Origin of the sequence: Gordonia sp. CNJ-863, assembly GCF_001942325.1 — a bacterium.
GTDB lineage: Bacteria > Actinomycetota > Actinomycetes > Mycobacteriales > Mycobacteriaceae > Gordonia > Gordonia alkanivorans.
Map to the genome: position 1 here is coordinate 1 of NZ_MKKG01000037.1, position 17975 is coordinate 17975.

Sequence of the window (17975 nt, forward strand, 5' to 3'; positions counted from 1 at the left end):
GGTCGCGTGCCGGCCAGGGCGTGGCCGGGCTGATTCACCACTCCGACCGCGGAGTGCAGTATCGAGCCATCCGCTACACCGAACGTCTCGCCGAAGCAGACGCAGTGACTTCTGTTGGCTCCAAGGGTGATTCATACGACAATGCGATGGCCGAGGCGTTCAACTCTCTGTTCAAAGGCGAGTGCATCCGTAACCCAGTCATGCGCCCTCGCGGTGGCTGGGGCGGTGTCGGCGAGGTCGAGATCGCCGTCGCCGAGTACATCGACTGGTTCAACCACCGCCGCCTGCACGGCGAGATCGGGCACGTCCCACCCGTCGAGTACGAGACCACCTACTGGTCGACCCACACAGTCACCAGCTACCGTGAGAACCCGGTCCCGGCAGTCGCTGGAACCAAGTAAACGAGCCCCCAGCAAACCCGGGGCGATTCAGTGTAAGTGGCCTTACCGCCCTCGGTGTGTCGGGGCAGGAAGGTCGCATCATGACCGACACTCTGGTGGCTGTGGAGCCATCTGATGAACACGATGACGGGATCGTCGAGGTGCCTGCGGACCGCAGCGTCGATGAACTCGAGGTAGCCCGCGAGCTGGTCCGCCAGGCCCGGGAGGCCGGGGTCCGCCTGACCGGTCTGCGATGGGTTGCTCAAAGCGATGACGAAAACGGTGCTCGAGACGGCGCTCGATGAAGAGATGTCGGAGCATCTCGGTTACGACAAGCACGACCAGCGTGGTCGTGGGAGTGGCAACTCGCGCAACGGGTCTCGGTCGAAGAACGTGCTGACTGATGCGTGTGGGCAGGTCGAGATCGATGTCCCCCGGGACCGGGCGGGCACCTTCGAGCCGCAGATCGTGAAGAAGCGCCAACGCCGCTTGACTGATGTGGATGAGGTGGTGTCGTCGTTGTATGCCCGTGGGCTCACCACCGGTGAAATCAGCGCCCATTTCGCCGACATCTACGGTGCTGCGGTTTCCAAAGACACGATCAGCCGGATCGCCGACCGGGTGCTCGAAGAGATGGCCACCTGGCATGCCCGTCCGCTCGAACGCGTCTACGCCGCGGTGTTCATCGACGCCATCCATGTCAAAATCCGCGACGGGCAGTGAGGTGGGCCCTTCGTAGTGGTCCACCTCATTACGGCCCAGGGTTCTCGGTGGCGTTTGACGTCTGCGGCCCGTCCGGGGTGTCGTCTCCCCCCGTGGTGGCGATGACGGTGATCGCGAGCACCGCTGCGGCAGCGACGCGACCCCAAGAGGCTTCCAGCGGCGCTGCGGGACCACTATTTGGGCTAGCTTGTTGACGAGGGTGCGGGGCTGGGTGAGTGCCGAGTCAGGGGGCTCCACCTGACGACGACAGAGATGACTCGAGGACCCCACTCCGCATTTGCGGGATGGGGTCCTCGGTGTGAGAGTTCGAGCAGTCTGGAGAGGCTACTTCTTCTTCGGCGGGGCGTTGAGCAGCTGGATGAAGGGCTGGGCGTTGGCGATGGCCGAGCCGAGTCCGCCGATGGCCGTTCCGCCCAGCGACGCGGCCGAACCCAGCAGGATCGCGCCACCGATGCAGCCTGCGAGGGGGCCTGCTCCGAACAGCAAGGCCACCGGGGCGGAGACCACACCCGCAGCGACGGCGCCGAGCAGACACCCACCGACCAGTCCCGTCGCCGCGCCGAGGAAGCCACCCACACTCGCGGTCAGGCCGATGTTGTCCTTCACGCCGGCGACGGCGGCCTGGAGGTCGACGTTGTGGCGAACCGGGTGGCCAGTGGCGAGGTGTTCACCGTCAACGTGGCCGACCGTCCGTGCACATCGGCATTCACCGGATGGGTGAAGTCGTCGACGGCCAGGGTCAGCGGGATGGAGTCCACGTTGTGCCCGTTGCGGTCACGGAGGATGAGTTGGTCACCGGTCTTGACGAATGAACCGGTGTCGGTGGAGACGACGACGCTCGAGTCGTGCCGATCCACCTTCCACTGGGTACTGACCGGGCCTGCGGTGTCGGCATAGGCGGTGCCGGTGGCCACGCCCATGGACGCGATCACCATCGCTGCGGTGGCGAGGATCTTGTTGAACTTCATCGAGTGTGCTTTCTCTCTGTGCCCCAGCGCTTCCTGGGACCACCTTCGGACCGCATGACCGTAGGAGGCCCAGACGACCACTTCGGCGGACGGCAGCGGTCCGACAGGTGAATAGAATGAGAAATGCATTGCAGAACAAGACGAATCGCGTCATCCGGACGCCACCGAGGTGTCGCGTACCGGTCATTCCGGGCGTCGAGCAAAGTTCCTGGCCGCGCCGGACCTCAGCGAGAGATCACGCGGTCTGTTCCGACGCCGGGTCAGGTCCCGTGTCGTCTGGCGGAACCGCGGCTCGTCCGGTGGACGGGACCGGCTCGCGAGACCCATCCGCCGCGGGGCCACGCAACCTTCGCGTCAACTGTCGCAGTGCCCACGCGGGCGACGGCTGCCCGGCGAGCGTCGTCACCGTGCGGTCGGCCCCCGGATGGCCGGCGAGGCGGTTGGCGAGCCAGGACACGGCCATCGGGCCCGACAGCGGCAGCAGCGAGAGGTGCTCGCTGAGCTGATCCCGGACATATGTGACAGGCACGCCCTGCTCGCGATAGCGGCCGACCAGGCGGTCGACATCGGCGACCGCGATGATCGGATCACGCACCGACTGCACGACGAGCAACGGGATTTCCGGGCGACCCATGCCGAGCTGCACGTCGGTCATCATCTCGACGATCTCGCGCTGAGCGAGGACATCGGCCAGCGGGATGTCGAGGTACCGGTCGATGTCGTGGTTACGGAACCGGCGTACCGCGTGCAGCGTCGGCATCTCGGCGATCTCGTCGAGGTGACGACGTCCGGACTCGGTGGCGTGCTGCCGGACCACCTCATCCAGCTGTGGATAAACCCGACTCAGGCCCGCTATCACCATCACCGGCAGGCCGGCGTGCAGAGTCCCGTTGAGTCTCAGGAGCGCGGAGGCCATGTCACCGACCGGCGATCCGAGCACTGCCCCGACGAGTCGCAGTTCCGGTGCGTACTCCGGCGCCATCTCCGCAGCCCACGACGTCGCCATGCCGCCACCGGAGTAACCCCACAACCCGACCGGGGTGTCGTGGGAAAGTCCGTGATCGGTGAAGGCCAGCGCCGCGCGGATGCCGTCGAGGGTGCGGTATCCAGGCTCTCGCGGAGCTCCCCAGGCGCCGAGCATGCCCTCGTGGTCGGGGATCGACACCGCCCAGCCCTTCGCGAGCGCGCGGCGAACCACGAGGAATTCGAAGGGAGCGATGGTGTGCCCGGATCGAGCGCCCTTCCGCAGCGCATACGACGGGAAGCTCTGCGAGGTGACGGCGTCGATCGCGCACTGGAATGACAGCAGCTGGAAGTGTCCGGCACCCGCTCGTCGCCGCGGCAGTACAACCGTGGTGGCAGCCACCCCTGCGACGCCACGAAGGTCCGACGATCGATACAGCAATTGCCACGCATCGGTGCGGTGCTGTGAGGCCCAGTGATCCTTGAGCTCGACCTGCCGACAGCGGATGATCTCTCCGGGGCCGAGGGCAGCCACATCGGCGGGCTCGTCGTAGAACGGATCGCGGGAAGGAAGCAGCAGGTCAACAGGCTCGTACTGTCCTCGATGAACATCGGCGGTCATCGTCAACCTCGTCTCCCGAACGCTTCCGCGTCCTATACCGGATAGTCAACGGATTCGTCACCCACGGCATTCCGGGTGACCTTCGACTTCCCTTCTACGCGGTCCCGGCAGACCCGCCACTGATCGGCAGGATCACCACCCGCGAGGATGCTGGGTCTGGCGAAGATGGGTTGGCTTGCGCATACGAAAAGAGGCCGGACCGCATTTCCGCGATCCGACCTCGTTCACCGTGTGGGCGAAGGGGGACTTGAACCCCCACGTCCCGAAGGACACTGGCACCTGAAGCCAGCGCGTCTGCCATTCCGCCACTCGCCCGTGGCCGCCGGAGTTCCGGCGGGCATGTCGTCGAACTGAGTTCGTCCGGCGACTGGACGACGATAACAGCACCGCGCCCCTACTACAAAACCCGGGTGTCCGCGGGTATTCGACGGGCTGGTGACCTGCGGCACCGGTGACTGGCCAGACCCATGAGGCAGGTGTTACACACGATGCACCAGTTGTCGCGGTGGCACAGTTGTCCGTTCTTGTCGCTATCATCAAACAAGGCCATATGCACGGCGACACGCTCGAATGCCGCGAAAGGAGGTCTCGGTGGGGATCCTGCAACGAATTGAACGCAAGCTCGAAGGCGCTGTTGACGACGGTTTTGCGCGAGTTTTCGGTGGTCAGGTGGCTCCACAGGAGATCGAGAACGGCCTTCAGCGCGAAGCCGAGGAGTCGCTGGAAGATCTCGGCGACGGTACGGTCCTTGCGGCCAACAGCTACACACTGCTGTTGAGTCCGAGCGATCACGACCACATCGCTGCGGAATACGAACTGAACCGCAAGACTTTCTCGAAGCATTTGGAACACTTCATCAACGACAACGGGTGGCAGACCTACGGCAAGGTCGTCGTAGAGTTCGAGCAATCGCCATCCCTGCACACTGGGATCTTCCGTGCGCGCGGCACGGTGAACCCTGACGTGCGGCCCCGCCCGGTGCCGTCGCGTTCGGGACGACCAGACGGCGCACCATCGAAGGCCCCCCGCCCACCGGCCGGTCTCCCGGCCCCGAATCCTCGCCCGGCCGCACAAGCTCTTCCCGCCGACGCACCCGACCAAGGAGCCCCCAAGATGACTCAGAACCCCGGATACGACCAGCGCAGGGGCGCCGATCCCGAGTACGACCAGCAGGCCTACGAGCAGCAGGGCTACGGCCAGCAGGCGTATGGACAGCAGGGTTACGACCAGTACGGCCAGCAGTCCGGCTACGAGCAGGGTTACGACCAGCAGGCTACGGTCAGCAGCCCGCCGGTACGAGCAGCAGGGTTACGGCCAGCAGCCCGGCTACGGACAGGGTTACGGCCAGCCCGGTTACGACCACCAGGGCTACGGCCAACAGGGCTATGCACAGCCCGGCTACGAACAGCAGGGCTACAGCCAGCAGCCCGGCGGCTACGACCAGGGCTACGGCCAGCAGGGCTACGGCCAGCAGCCCCCGGCCGCCTACGACTACCAGGGTGGCTACGACCAGGGCCAGGCTTACGGTGCGGGACGTCCCGCCGCCGGCTACGCGCCGGCGTCGATCACCCTCCTCCTCGAGGACGGCAGCAACCGCACCTTCCAGCTACACGAGGGTTCCAACGTGATCGGCCGCGGCCAGGACGCGCAGTTCCGCCTGCCCGACACCGGTGTCTCGCGTCGCCATGTGGAGATCCGCTGGGACGGCACCACCGCGATGCTCACCGACCTCAACTCGACCAACGGCACCACCGTCAACGACCTGCAGGTCAACACCTGGGAACTGGCCGACGGCGACCGCATCCGCGTGGGACATTCCGACATCACCGTCCGGTTCCAGTAGTCCCGGAGAACGCCGTTCAGCGCCCGCCGAACACGGGCGGCGGTGGTCGCTGATCGAAGTGATCCGGGCGACTCCGCGGGGGCGGTTGATACTGAACTGTCATATGTGAATGAACGGGTTCCGCTCAACTGCCCATAAGATGCACACGGGGTCCGCCGGTTGCCATCGGCAGTCGAGATCGACACCCGCCCGGTACGGCTTACCGAGTACGACCGATCCGAGATGCGACGGCGCTGGAGGTGAACGCAAGACATGCAGGGCTTGGTGCTGCAACTGACCCGTATCGGGTTCCTGCTGTTGTTGTGGTTGTTCGTCTTTGCTGTGATCCGGACTCTTCGTGCCGACATCGCCTCGGCCGGCGGCATGCGCATCCCGCGTTACTCGGGAGGCGCGGAGAAGCGTCGACGCAGTGGCGGGGTCCGAGGCGCGGCGCGCTATCTGGTCGTCACGCACGGCGCGCTGGCCAACACCCGGATCAGCCTCGGCCAGCAGCCGGTACTGCTCGGTCGCGCCGACGACTCGACCCTGGTCCTCACCGACGACTACGCCTCGGAACGTCACGCGCGACTCTCCAGACGCGGTGACGACTGGTACGTGGAAGACCTCGGCTCCACCAACGGCACCTATCTCGACCGGTCCAAGGTGACGACCGCCGTCAAGGTCCCGCTGAACACGCCGATCCGCATCGGCAAGACCGTGATCGAGTTGCGCCCGTGACACTCGTGTTGCGCTACATCGCGCGCAGCGACCGCGGTCTCGTCCGGTCCAACAACGAGGACTCCTTCTACGCCGGCCCGCGCCTGCTCGCGCTCGCCGACGGCATGGGCGGACACGCGGCCGGTGAGGTCGCGAGTCAACTCGTCATCCGCGCCCTGTCCGAACTCGACGAGGACGAGCCCGGCGGAGACCTGCTGAGCCATCTCAGTCGTGCCACCCGTGCGGGCAACGAGGCCATCGCCGCACAGGTCCACGAGGCCCCCGACCTCGACGGCATGGGCACCACGCTCACCGCCATCCTCTTCGCCGGCAGCCGAATCGGACTGTGCCACATCGGCGATTCACGCGGCTACATGTTCCGCGACGGCGCCCTCACCCAGATCACCCGCGACGACACCTTCGTTCAGACCCTCGTCGACGAGGGCCGGATCACCGCCGAACAGGCGCACACGCATCCGCAACGGTCGTTGATCATGCGTGCCCTGACCGGCTCCGAGGTCGAACCGACACTCACGATGCGCGAGGCACGTGCCGGAGACCGGTACATGCTCTGCAGCGACGGCTTGTCCGACGTCGTGAGCGAGGAGACCCTCGCCGAGACCCTCGGATCCATCGCCGATCCGAAGGAGTGCGCCGACCGACTCATCGAACTCGCGCTGCGCGGCGGCGGCCCGGACAACGTGACCGTCGTCCTCGCCGACGTCGTCGACACCGAGTACGGCGACTCCCGCCCGATCGTCGGCGGTGCCGCCGGGGGCAACGAGGAGTCCTACACCCCCGACCCGGCCACCGCGGCCGGACGCGCCGCCGCGCTGCGTCCGCCGCCCGCCGAGCCGCAGCGCCCCACCGTGCTGACCGAGGCGGAGGAACCGCCGAAGCACAAGAGCACGTGGCGCCGGTGGCTGGCCGTCGGTGTCGCCCTCGCGGTCATCGCGGCACTGGTCGCCGGATTCTTCGTGACGCGGTCCATCGTGCAGAGCAACTACTACGTGGCCGCCGACTCCGACGGCGACGTCGTGATCCACCAGGGTTCACCGGCCGACGTCCTCTTCGTGTCGATGAGCAAGCCCGTCACGCGCGTGTGCGTCGAGGATCTCGACCAGGAGAAGCCGACCTACACCTTCATCCCTTATGACGACACCTGCGAGATCCCGCTCAACGTCGACGATCTGGTGTCCGGACCGGCCCAGTCGGTGAAGAACGTGATGATCCGTGACCGCAGCGCCGAGGAGATCGAGGGCGTGGTGACCAAGGAGCTCACCTTCCGCTGCGACAACGCTCCCTCGGCGACTCCCCCACCGCCCCCGTCCTCGGCGACTCCCCCGCCCCCTGCGTCGAGCGCGCCGCCCGCTCCGCGCGCCACTGCTGCACCGTCCGGCATCCCGCAGCGAGGCGCCACCGAGTCGGTGGCCCCGCCCGCCCCGGACGCCGCACCCGCCGAGAAGCCCGCACCTCCAGAGGACGCCGGTACCAGCTGCCGGCAGCAGGTGAGATGACTCAAGCCGCGCCCGCCCCGCACGCCCCGCCTCGCGAGCCCGCGACGAGCACCGGCCGGAACGCCGAGCTGCTCCTGCTGGTGTTCGCCATCGGCCTGGTGACGGTCGCCCTGCTCATCGTCCAGGCCGCCCAGGGCCAGAACCTGACGTGGGACATCTTCAAGTACGTCGCCGCGTACACGGCGCTGTTCGGGATCGCCCACCTCGTCGTCCGACGCTATGCGCCGCACGCCGACCCAATCCTGCTGCCGGTCGTCGCCGTGCTCAACGGGCTGGGTCTGGTGCTGATCCACCGCCTCGACCTCGGGTCGGGCAACACCGGCGAGTCGATCAACCCCACCCAGGCGACGAACAACGCCGATCAGCAGCTGCTGTGGGCCGGCCTGGGCATCATCGCGTTCTCCGCGGTGCTGATCCTCATCCGCGATCACCGCACGCTGTCGCGGTACGCCTACACCCTCGGCCTCGGTGGACTGGTCTTCCTGATCATCCCGGCGATCCTGCCCAGCGCGTTCTCGGAGATCAACGGCTCCAAGAACTGGATCATCACGCCGTTCTTCTCGATCCAGCCGAGCGAGTTCTCGAAGATCCTGATCATCATCTTCGCCGCGGCGGTCCTGGTGTCGAAGCGCGATCTGTTCATCACCGCGGGCCCGCATGTCCTCGGCGTCGATCTCCCGCGCGCCCGTGACCTCGGTCCGCTGCTCGCCGCATGGGCGATCGCGATCGCGGTGATGGTCGTCCAGAAGGACCTCGGCACGTCGTTGCTGATCTTCGCGACGATCCTGACGATGCTCTACGTCGCCACCTCGCGGGTGGAATGGCTGGTGCTCGGCATCGGGCTGTTCGCAATCGGTGCGGTCGTCGCGTGGTCGATCTTCTCCCACCTGCAGACCCGTGTCTCGGTGTGGCTCAACCCCTTCGAGGACTTCGACGGCTCCGGCTACCAGATCGGTCAGAGTCTGTTCGGCCTGGCCACGGGCGGTCTGTTCGGCACCGGCCTCGGATCCGGACGACCCAACATCGTGCCGTTCGCCAACACCGACTTCATCATCTCGACCATCGGCGAGGAGCTCGGCCTCGCCGGCCTGACCGCGATCCTGCTGCTGTACATGGTGTTCATCCACCGCGGCCTGCGCACCGGCATCGCCGTGCGCGACAGCTTCGGCAAGCTCCTCGCGACGGGCCTGGCGTTCACCATCGCGATGCAGGTCTTCGTCGTCGTCGGCGGTGTCACCAAGCTGATCCCGCTGACCGGTCTGACGACGCCGTTCCTGTCGTACGGCGGCTCGTCGCTCCTGGCGAACTACATCCTCGTCGCGCTGCTGATCCGGATCTCGAACGCCGCCCGCGAACCCGATCCGGTCAAGAAGCGTCCGGCGGCCAAGCCGGTCGACGCGCTGCCCACCCAGGTGGTGAAGCGCAAATGAACAAGCCGATCCGCAATGTGTCGCTCGCGGTGATCGTGATGATCGTCGCGCTGCTGGCCAACGCCACCTACGTGCAGGTGTTCAAGGCCGATGCCCTGAAGACCGACCCGCGCAACAACCGGGTCCTGCTCGACGAGTACTCGCGCCAGCGTGGCCTGATCACGACCGCCGACGGCACCGTGATCGCGCTGTCGGTGCCCATCGACAGCCGGCTGAAGTTCCTGCGTCAGTACCCGCGGGAGGGTGCCGAGGCCTTCGCGGCGGTCACCGGTTACTACTCGTTCCAGTACCTCGCGAACCAGATCGAGCACTACGAGAACTCGATCCTCAACGGCTCCGACGACCGGCTGTTCGGTCAGCGGTTCATGGACATGTTCTCCGGCCGCGACCCGCGGGGCGGCAACGTCGTCACCACGATCAACCCGAAGGTGCAGCAGGCCGCTTACCGCGCCATGCTCAACGGGCCGTGCGACGGGCCGTGCCGCGGCGCGGTGGTGGCGCTGCAGCCCAACACCGGCAAGATCCTGGCGATGGTCTCGACCCCGAGCTACGACCCCAACAAGCTGGCCAGCCACGACCAAGATGTCCGCGAGAGCAGCTGGGAGGCGTGGAACCGTCCCGGCGACACCGCGCAGCCGATGCTCAACCGCGCGATCAGCCAGCTGTACCCGCCGGGATCGACCTTCAAGGTCGTCACCTCGGCGGCCGCCCTGCGGGACAACATCACCCCGGGCATCCGTCTCACCGCGGCGCCGAGCTTCCCGCTGCCGGGCACCAACGTGTCGCTGCCGAACTACGGCGGCGAGACCTGCCCCGGTTCCTCGGGCGGGACCGTGTCGCTGGAGACGGCGTTCAAGTACTCGTGCAACACCGCGTTCGCCGAGCTGGTGACCGAGAAGATGTCGGACGCGATCCCCAAGTTCACCGAGACCGCGAGCCTGTTCGGTCTCGATCAGCCCGGCCCGGACATCCCGATGCCGGTCGTCGACTCGACCGTGGGCCCGATCCCGTCGCTCGATGTCCTCGCACAGGCATCCATCGGACAGCGGGACGTGCGGCTGACGCCGCTGCAGAACGCCATGATCGCGGCGACCGTCGCCAACGGAGGGGTGCGAATGCAGCCGTACCTGGTCGATAAGCTTCAATCAGCTGATCTGCGCACGTTGCAGACCACACCGCCGACCACCGCCAACAAGCCCATCACGCCCGAACAGGCGGCTGAGCTGACCTCGATGATGATCGAGTCCGAGCGCTCCACCTCGGGTGCCGGCGGGCCGGTGACGATCGCGTCGAAGACCGGCACCGCCGAGAGCGGTTCCAGCACCGACACCCCGTACTCCTGGTACATCGCGTTCGGACCTTCGTCGAACGCGCAGATCGCGGTGGCCGTGGTGGTGGAGAATGGACAATTCGGTGCGGACTCGGTCGGTGGGACCGTGGCGGCGCCGATCGGACGAGAAGTGATCAATTCGCTGGTGGGAGGTGGCAGTCGATGACCCTGCAGAACGGCACCACCATCGGTGATCGTTACCGGCTCATCCGTCTGATCGCTACGGGCGGTATGGGCCAGGTGTGGGAAGCCCTCGACACGCGGCTCAACCGTCGTGTCGCGGTGAAGGTCCTCAAGGCCGAGTACACCAACGACCCGGAGTTCATCGCACGGTTCCGTGCGGAGGCCCAGACGACGGCGAAACTCAACAACCCGGGCATCGCCAACGTCTTCGACTACGGCGAGACCCCGGACTACAACGGCGGCGATCCGCTGGCCTATCTGGTGATGGAACTGGTCGACGGCGAGCCGTTGAACTCGGTGATCTCCCGACTCGGTCGGCTGTCGCTGACCAACACGCTCGACATGCTCGAGCAGACCGGCCGGGCGTTGCAGGCCGCGCACAGCCAGGGTCTGGTGCACCGCGACGTCAAGCCGGGCAACATCCTCATCACGCCGGCCGGCCAGGTCAAGATCACCGACTTCGGCATCGCCAAGGCCGTGGACTCCGCCCCGGTCACCAAGACCGGGATGGTGATGGGCACCGCCCAGTACATCTCTCCCGAGCAGGCCACCGGTGACGAGGCGACCGCCGCGTCGGACGTGTACTCGCTCGGCGTCGTCGGCTACGAGGCCCTCACCGGCCGCCGACCGTTCCTGGGCGACGGTGCGATCACCGTCGCGATGAAGCACATCCGTGAATCGCCGCCGCCGCTGCCGCCCAACCTGCCGTCGGGTGTCCGCGAGCTCATCGAGATCACGATGGCCAAGGATCCGCGCCAACGCTATGCGAACGGCGGCGAGTTCGCCGACGCGGTGGCCGCCGTCCGGGCAGGTCGCCGACCCCCGCGTCCGGGAGCCATCGCCGGTGCCGCAGCAGGTGCCGCCGGTGCCGCGGCGCTGGGCAACACCGTCGCGACCCGCGCCACCACGGCGCCGGGTACCGCATCACGTCCCGTGACCCCGCGTCCGACGTCCCGCACCGCGGTCGCACCTCCGCCGGACAACAGTTGGACCACCGGGCAGAAGGTTCTCGCCGGTGTCGCCGCAGCCCTGCTGGTCGGTGCGATCGGCCTGATCGGCTTCTACCTGGTCAGCAGCGGTGGCAACGATGCCTCCCCGACTGCACCGTCGACCTCGTCGGCGGTCACCCGGACCACCACCGTGGTCCCGACCCAGGAACCCGACGAGACCACGACCACGCGACGTCCGACCCGCACGACCACGAGCGAGGAGACGACGACCACCAGCGAGCAGACGACGGAGACCACCGCGCCCGGTCCGCCGACGACCACCGACGACACGACGGACACCGGTGCCGCCACCGGCACCCCGTGCTTCCCCGGCGTGCCGTTCCCCCTGTGTTAGGTCACCGCGCCATGCTGATACCACCCCCGACGACCCGCTGAGCCGAGATCCCAGGCTGACCCGAGGCAGATGACGACACCACACCACCTCTCCGACCGCTACGAACTCGGCGAAACGCTGGGTTTCGGTGGCATGTCCGAGGTGCACTATGCCCGCGACCTGGTGTTGCACCGGGACGTGGCGATCAAGGTGTTGCGCGCCGACCTCGCGCGCGATCCGTCGTTCTACCTGCGCTTCCGGCGTGAGGCCCAGAACGCGGCGAAGCTGAACCACCCGACGATCGTCCAGTCTTCGACACCGGCGAGGCCGAGACCGAGGACGGTCCGCTGCCGTTCATCGTCATGGAGTACGTCGACGGCGACACCCTGCGAGACGTGTTGCGCGCCAACGGTCCGATCGCGCCGCGGCAGGCGATGACGTGGATGGCCGATGTCGCCGCCGCGATGGACTTCTCGCACCGCAACGGCATCGTGCACCGAGACATGAAGCCGGCGAACGTGATGATCGACAAGTCCGGCGCGGTGAAGGTGATGGACTTCGGCATCGCGCGCGCGATGAGCGACTCCACGTCGACGATGACGCAGACCTCCGCCGTCATGGGCACCGCCCAGTACCTGTCGCCCGAGCAGGCCCGCGGCATCAAGGTCGACCCGCGCAGCGACATCTACTCGATGGGCTGCGTGCTGTTCGAGCTGCTCACCGGGGAGCCGCCGTTCACCGGTGATTCGCCGGTCGCGGTCGCCCACCAGCACGTGCACGAGGACCCGCCGTGGCCGTCGCATGTGCGTCCCGACATCCCGCGCGAGCTCGACTCGATCGTGCTCAAGGCGATGAGCAAGAACAAGGACAACCGGTACCAGTCGGCCGCCGATCTGCGCGCCGACCTGATCCGGGTGCTCGCCGGCGGCAAGCCGTCGGCACCGATGCTGCTCACCGACGAGGAACGCACCGAGTTCATCGACACCGGCCCCCGACGCCCCGTCCGGTCGGAAACGACCGGACCGCGGCGCGCCATCCCCGCCCGTGCCGGTGGGAGCCACCGACGCGACGCCGACTACCGGTCCGACTCCGACGACGATCCGCCGCGTCGGCGGTCCCGCCGGCTGATGGCCGGCGCGATCGCCGCGGTCGTGCTGCTGGTCGGAACGCTCTTCCTGTGGTCTCCGTGGAGTTCGGGCTCCGATCCCGACGTCAGCGTGCCCGCGGTCGCCGGACTGAGTTCCGAGGATGCGCAGTCGGCCCTCGAACGAGCCGGTTTCGAGGTGCGTGTCCTCGAGGAACCCAGCCTCGACGTCGGGCCGGGTCTCGCAACCCGCTCGACGCCCGGCGAGGGTGTGCTGGCGGCCGAGGGCTCCGAGGTCGCGCTGTACATCTCGACCGGTCCGCAACGGCACCGGATACCGTCCGACCTGGTCGGCAAGACTCCGGCCGAAGCCCTGGATGCCCTCAAGGTGCTCGGGTTCACCAACGTCAAGACCGAACGTGTGGATTCGACCGTCGACATGAAGGACAAGGTCGTGTCGACCGCGCCGAAGATCGGCACCGAGGTGCCCGTCAACGGACCGGTGGTCCTCAACGTGGGCAACGGCCCCAGGGAGATCACGGTCCGCGACGTCATCGGCATGCCGGCCGACCGCGCCCGCGCGGTCCTCGAAGAGCTCGGCATGACGGTCGACGAGGTGGCGGTCGACTCCGACCAGCGCGCAGGCGAGGTCCTCTCCACCTCTCCCGGTCCCGGTTCGACGGCCGAGCAGGGCAGCACGGTGCAGATCTCGGTGTCTCGGGGCAACCTGTTCACCGTCCCGAGCCTGCGCGGTAAGACACCCGCCGAGGCCCAGGCATCCCTGGAACAGGCCGGCTGGGAACGGTCGACGCTGACGCGTCAGACGCGGAACGTGCCGCTGAACAGTCCCGACAACGGACGGGTCGTCGGACAGGAACCGCCGGCGGGCTCGAAGGCGCGCAAGAGCGGCGCGGTCACGATCATCATCGGCCAGGCCAGCCTGCTGCCGAACTAGAGCGGCCGCCGGCTCCCCGGGGTGCGAGCGAAGCGCCGCGCTCCTCGCACCTCAGACGTGGATCGGCGCTCAGCCGACCGCGCCGGCCATCTCCGCTTCGAGCGCCGCGACGCGCGCCTCGTCGATCTCGATGCCGCACGTCTTGAGCCAGTTGGCGAGCATCCGGTGCCCGCCCTGGGTCAGGACGCTCTCCGGGTGGAACTGGACGCCGTGGATCGGCAGCTCGCGGTGGGCCATCGCCATGACGATGCCCGACTCGGTGCGTCCGGTGACGACGAGTTCGTCCGGGATGGTCTCGGGCAGCACCGTCAGCGAGTGGTAGCGGGTCGCGGTGAACGGATCCGGCAGGCCCGCGAGCACACCCTTGTCGTCGTGGAAGACCAGCGACGTCTTGCCGTGCAGGAGTTCCGGTGCGCGGTCGACGGTTCCGCCGAACGCGGCACCGATCGCCTGATGACCCAGGCAGACACCCAGCAGCGGGAGTGCCTCGGCGGCGGCCACCTCGACCATCGGCATCGTCGCGCCCGCGCGCTGCGGGGTTCCGGGTCCGGGGCTGAGCAGCACCCCGTCGAATCCCGAGACCGCCTCACGCAGATGTTCGGCATCGAACGGGGTGAGCCGGGGGTCGTCGTTGCGCCACACGACGGCCTCGACGCCGAGCTGACCCAGGTATTGGACCAGGTTGTAGACGAAGCTGTCGTAGTTGTCGATGACCAGGATGCGACTCACGCAGAAAAGGCTACCGCCGAAAGCGGGTACCTCGGTCAGCGACCTGGTGAGATACCGTAGAAGTCGAGTGTTTCCGAACCCGGACCGATCGTCCACACGACGTTCGGACTCCCGGGCACGCGTACGACCGCTGCTGCGGTACAGCACAACAGAGGATGTCATGCCGAAGTCAAAAGTCCGGAAGAAGACCGACTACACGATCAACGCCGCGAGTAGGACTCCGGTCAAGGTCAAGGCCGGAGCTTCCAGCACCATCTACGTGAGCGTGATGCTCGGCCTGATGCTCCTCGGGCTCGCCTGGCTCGTCGTCTACTACCTCGCCGCCACCCCGACCGCGTACGGCGCCGAGGGTCAGGTCCTCCACTGGATGGCCGAGCTCAACTCCTGGAACTTCCTCATCGGGTTCTCCCTCATGGTGGCCGGCCTGTTGATGACCATGCGGTGGCGCTGATCCGATTCACAATCATTCCCGCGTGTCACGCTCTGAGCTGCGAAAACACATGTGTGTAAGTTATCCACACTGTGGAAATAACATGTGTGTAAGTAGTCCCCACTGTGAGTAACTCCTGTGGATAACTCTGCCGACTCATCCACACACGCATGGTCGACGCCGGTCGGTGCGGGCATCGCGGGCTGCATCGGCGGCGTGATTCTGCTCGGCGGCGCGGTCGTGGTGTCCAACGACCCCGCCGGATCAGTGCTCATGGGGATCGCCGGCGTGCTGCTGGTCGCGCTGGGCGTCTACACGCTTCTGGTCCGGCCGCGGCTCGAACTCTCCGCGGGACGCCCGGCGACGCTGACCGTGCGCGGTCTGACCGGACGACGCAGCTACCCACCCGACCGCGTCGAACGCATCCGCCTGCTGTCGATGCGCCGCGTCGGGCGCCGGGTGGGACAGCTCGAGATCGACGTCCTGGACGACGACGCCGACACCTTTCGTCGGGATGACGGATCCGCGGGACCGCGCGACGACACCCGGCTGCTCGTCTTCAGCCGCTGGGATCTCGGTACCGACCTCATGTCGGTGGTCGACGCACTCCGCGCAGCGGGATTCCACGTCGACGATGACCGCTGACCGGGCCGGCTCTCGACGCCTGGCCCGTCAGCGGATGTAGGTCAGTCCGTCGTAGGTGATCCCGCCGGCGACCCCCAGGCCGAGCGCGACGACGGCCAGCGCGGCGAGCGCGATCCAGCCGACCCGGCTGGCCGCCTCCGGGGTCCGACGCCCCTCCGACAGGACCATTCCCGGGAGATAGACGATGGCGGCGGTGGCCGCGGCGCCGAAGGCGAGTCCACCGAGGTGCCCGAGGACCGAGATCCCGGGCAGCGAGAACGACAGCACAACGTTGAACCCGATGATCAACAGGACGGGCACCGGCGAGACGCGGGCCTTGAGGATGACCACCAGCATCGCGCCCATCAGGCCGTAGATGGCGCCCGAGGCGCCTGCGGTGAGGGCGCGATCGTTCTCGAAGAGCATGACGGCGGCACTGCCGCCCAACAGTGCGATCAGATAGACCGCGAGGTAGCGGGACATTCCCAGCGCGAGCTCGAGGTCGCGGCCCAGGATGTAGAGCGAGAGCATGTTGACGGCCACGTGCATCACGCTGAAGTGCAGGAAGCCGGACGTCAGCAGGCGCCAGTACTCACCGGCGGCGACATCGCTCTTGAGGAGATCTCCGGAGCTGAAGATGGTGGCGGCCCCGGGGTCGCCGAAGCTGCCCGCCTGAACGGCGCACAGCAGGAAGATCAGGATGTTGATCCCGATCAGGGTGTAGGTGACGTACGGCTTGCCCGCGGACAGGCGAGTGGTCGCCATCCGTCGCACTCCGCGGTCACCGAAGGCCGGCGTCTGTTGGAAGCCCCTCTGAACGCCACTGTCCCGAAGACATTCGAGACAGTGCTGGCCGACCGACGCCGGTCGAAGGCAGTCCGGACACGCCGGCCGCCCGCACCGGCTGCAGGACAGGCCGGTGGGGCGGTCGGGATGCCGGTAACACACCGCCCGTTGCGGGACGGTGTGTTCCGGAGAAGTCAGTTGACCTCGATCTTCTCGATGACGACGGCGTCGAGCGGACGATCCTGACGATCGGTCGACGTGGTCGCGATGGCGTCGACGACCTGCTGCGACTCGGGGTCGGTGACCTCGCCGAAGATGCTGTGGCGACGGTTGAGGTGCGGGGTCGGGCCGACGGTGATGAAGAACTGCGAACCGTTGGTGCCCGGGCCGGCGTTGGCCATGGCCAGCAGGTACGGACGGTCGAACTGCAGCTCGGGGTGGAACTCGTCACCGAACTGGTAGCCGGGGCCGCCCATGCCGGTGCCGGTCGGGTCGCCGCCCTGGATCATGAAGCCGGCGATCACACGGTGGAAGACCGAGCCGTCGTAGAACGGGCCGGAGTTGCCGCCGGATGCGTTCGGCTTGCTGTAATCCTTGCTTCCGTCGGCCAGGCCGACGAAGTTCTCGACGGTCTTGGGCGCGTGGTTCGGGAACAGGTCGACCTTGATGGCGCCGCGGTTGGTGTGGATGACTGCGGAGGTTTTCTGAGTGGTCACCCCTCCATCCAACCACTTGTGCCGTTTTCGATGGTCAAGACGTGGCTCTCGACCGCACATGCGCGCGCAGGGTCACATCGCCGGAGGTGGCATCGGCGGGCGCCGGGCTGGCACTCTGGTCGACATGCCGAAGAACTACCTCGTCGCCGCGTTGGCTGTGCTCGCAGCGGCGCTCACCGCCGGTGTCGGCGCTGTCATCCTGCGTCGTGCACGCCAGGATCCGCCGCCGGTCTCGCCGACCGTTCCCCGCGTCGAAGAGGTCCGTGAGGCCCTCGCGGAGAGCACAGAATCACAGGCCTCGTGACGACACCGCCGACGGTCGATCCGGGCGCCGGCGGCATCCACAGGTAATTTGAACACGTGACCTCAGACGACGAGCGCTCTCCGAACACGCCCACTTCCCTCGGTGGCGCGTCCGAGCGGGCACGCGAGCTGTGGTCGATGTCCGACGACGCGAAGCCCCGCGACCCCGAACCCGCCCGGCCCGGTCCGACCGGCCCCGGTTCTTCGGGCCCGGCTCCCACCGGTGGATCCCACGGCACCGCGCCCTGGGAGCGCGTACCGAGTGCGCCGATCAGCGCTCCCTCCCCGCCCCGCGGACGCGACCTGCCCGATCCGGGACGACCCGGCCCTCGCGGGCCTGCCGCCCGCCGCCGGTGGCCGGCAGGCCCGG

The 17975-nt window shown here is 67.4% G+C and carries 13 protein-coding genes, 1 tRNA gene and 5 pseudogenes; 13 read left to right on the forward strand and 6 right to left on the reverse strand.

Features of this window, described 5'->3' with window-relative positions:
• Both BJF87_RS26880 and BJF87_RS17895 read left to right on the forward strand, forming a co-directional pair.
• Nucleotides 1-401, forward strand: a 401-nt coding sequence (locus BJF87_RS26880) for an integrase core domain-containing protein (RefSeq protein WP_262339044.1), incomplete at its 5' end; no start/stop codon positions are given.
• Between the two features lie 80 nt (nt 402-481).
• A pseudogene (locus BJF87_RS17895) lies at nt 482-1100 on the forward strand (transposase); the annotation flags it as partial.
• Nucleotides 1101-1427: 327 nt separating this feature from the next.
• On the opposite strand, the pseudogene BJF87_RS17900 reads toward BJF87_RS17895, so the two are convergent.
• The 3 genes and pseudogenes from BJF87_RS17900 to BJF87_RS17910 form a co-directional block, all read right to left on the reverse strand.
• Nucleotides 1428-2071: pseudogene (locus BJF87_RS17900) on the reverse strand (hypothetical protein).
• Nucleotides 2072-2306: 235 nt separating this feature from the next.
• On the reverse strand, nt 2307-3656 hold the full coding sequence (locus tag BJF87_RS17905; RefSeq protein WP_006358610.1) for a lipase family protein: 1350 nt from the start codon (nt 3654-3656) through the stop codon (nt 2307-2309).
• 232 nt (nt 3657-3888) lie between these two features.
• A tRNA-Leu gene (locus BJF87_RS17910) sits at nt 3889-3971 on the reverse strand.
• A 276-nt stretch (nt 3972-4247) separates the two neighbouring features.
• Between BJF87_RS17910 and BJF87_RS17915 the strand changes: the two are divergent.
• From BJF87_RS17915 to pknB, 7 genes and pseudogenes are all read left to right on the forward strand, one after another.
• A pseudogene (locus BJF87_RS17915) lies at nt 4248-5499 on the forward strand (FhaA domain-containing protein).
• 252 nt (nt 5500-5751) lie between these two features.
• Nucleotides 5752-6216, forward strand: coding sequence for an FHA domain-containing protein (locus BJF87_RS17920; RefSeq protein ID WP_005200436.1), 465 nt, complete (start codon nt 5752-5754; stop codon nt 6214-6216).
• Nucleotides 6213-7712 (forward strand): PP2C family serine/threonine-protein phosphatase, encoded by a 1500-nt coding sequence (locus tag BJF87_RS17925; protein WP_006361199.1) that lies wholly within the window; start codon nt 6213-6215, stop codon nt 7710-7712. Before BJF87_RS17920 ends, BJF87_RS17925 begins: the two co-directional genes overlap by 4 nt.
• Complete coding sequence (locus BJF87_RS17930) at nt 7709-9142, forward strand: FtsW/RodA/SpoVE family cell cycle protein (protein WP_006361198.1); 1434 nt, start codon at nt 7709-7711, stop codon at nt 9140-9142. Before BJF87_RS17925 ends, BJF87_RS17930 begins: the two co-directional genes overlap by 4 nt.
• Entirely contained in the window at nt 9139-10638 is a 1500-nt protein-coding gene (locus BJF87_RS17935; RefSeq protein ID WP_006361197.1) for a penicillin-binding protein 2, read from the forward strand. The genes BJF87_RS17930 and BJF87_RS17935 overlap by 4 nt, the downstream gene beginning before the upstream one ends.
• A complete protein-coding gene (locus tag BJF87_RS17940) occupies nt 10635-11999 on the forward strand; it encodes a protein kinase domain-containing protein (protein ID WP_035753874.1) in 1365 nt (454 codons plus the stop codon). Before BJF87_RS17935 ends, BJF87_RS17940 begins: the two co-directional genes overlap by 4 nt.
• Nucleotides 12000-12068: 69 nt before the next feature.
• Nucleotides 12069-14017 (forward strand): annotated as a pseudogene (gene pknB / locus BJF87_RS17945) (Stk1 family PASTA domain-containing Ser/Thr kinase).
• 69 nt (nt 14018-14086) lie between these two features.
• Here the strand turns inward: pknB and BJF87_RS17950 are convergent.
• On the reverse strand, nt 14087-14746 hold the full coding sequence (locus BJF87_RS17950) for an aminodeoxychorismate/anthranilate synthase component II (protein WP_006361194.1): 660 nt from the start codon (nt 14744-14746) through the stop codon (nt 14087-14089).
• A 160-nt stretch (nt 14747-14906) separates the two neighbouring features.
• Between BJF87_RS17950 and crgA the strand changes: the two genes are divergently transcribed.
• Both crgA and BJF87_RS17960 read left to right on the forward strand, forming a co-directional pair.
• Nucleotides 14907-15197, forward strand: coding sequence for a cell division protein CrgA (crgA, locus tag BJF87_RS17955; RefSeq protein ID WP_006361193.1), 291 nt, complete (start codon nt 14907-14909; stop codon nt 15195-15197).
• Nucleotides 15198-15314: 117 nt separating this feature from the next.
• A complete protein-coding gene (locus BJF87_RS17960) occupies nt 15315-15821 on the forward strand; it encodes a PH domain-containing protein (protein WP_006361192.1) in 507 nt (168 codons plus the stop codon).
• A 27-nt stretch (nt 15822-15848) separates the two neighbouring features.
• Here BJF87_RS17960 and BJF87_RS17965 read toward each other — a convergent pair whose 3' ends face one another.
• The gene (locus BJF87_RS17965; RefSeq protein WP_006361191.1) at nt 15849-16565 is read right to left on the reverse strand and encodes a rhomboid family intramembrane serine protease; all 717 of its coding nucleotides are present in this window, start codon (nt 16563-16565) and stop codon (nt 15849-15851) included.
• A 215-nt stretch (nt 16566-16780) separates the two neighbouring features.
• Nucleotides 16781-17302, reverse strand: coding sequence for a peptidylprolyl isomerase (locus tag BJF87_RS17970; protein ID WP_005200422.1), 522 nt, complete (start codon nt 17300-17302; stop codon nt 16781-16783).
• Between the two features lie 124 nt (nt 17303-17426).
• Here BJF87_RS17970 and BJF87_RS17975 point away from each other — a divergent pair, with 124 nt between their 5' ends.
• The gene (locus tag BJF87_RS17975) at nt 17427-17606 is read left to right on the forward strand and encodes a hypothetical protein (RefSeq protein ID WP_035754030.1); all 180 of its coding nucleotides are present in this window, start codon (nt 17427-17429) and stop codon (nt 17604-17606) included.
• Nucleotides 17607-17662: 56 nt separating this feature from the next.
• A pseudogene (locus tag BJF87_RS26425) lies at nt 17663-17975 on the forward strand (hypothetical protein); the annotation flags it as partial.

What these genes read in the sequence shown, in the direction of transcription:
- BJF87_RS17920 (WP_005200436.1), top strand. Translation starts at nt 5,752, where the DNA reads ATGCAGGGCTTGGTGCTGCAACTGACCCGTATCGGGTTCCTGCTGTTG.
- BJF87_RS17975 (WP_035754030.1), top strand. Translation starts at nt 17,427, where the DNA reads ATGCCGAAGAACTACCTCGTCGCCGCGTTGGCTGTGCTCGCAGCGGCG.
- BJF87_RS17930 (WP_006361198.1), top strand. Translation starts at nt 7,709, where the DNA reads ATGACTCAAGCCGCGCCCGCCCCGCACGCCCCGCCTCGCGAGCCCGCG.
- BJF87_RS17940 (WP_035753874.1), top strand. Translation starts at nt 10,635, where the DNA reads ATGACCCTGCAGAACGGCACCACCATCGGTGATCGTTACCGGCTCATC.
- BJF87_RS17905 (WP_006358610.1), bottom strand. Translation starts at nt 3,656, where the DNA reads ATGACCGCCGATGTTCATCGAGGACAGTACGAGCCTGTTGACCTGCTG.
- crgA (WP_006361193.1), top strand. Translation starts at nt 14,907, where the DNA reads ATGCCGAAGTCAAAAGTCCGGAAGAAGACCGACTACACGATCAACGCC.
- BJF87_RS17965 (WP_006361191.1), bottom strand. Translation starts at nt 16,565, where the DNA reads ATGGCGACCACTCGCCTGTCCGCGGGCAAGCCGTACGTCACCTACACC.
- BJF87_RS17935 (WP_006361197.1), top strand. Translation starts at nt 9,139, where the DNA reads ATGAACAAGCCGATCCGCAATGTGTCGCTCGCGGTGATCGTGATGATC.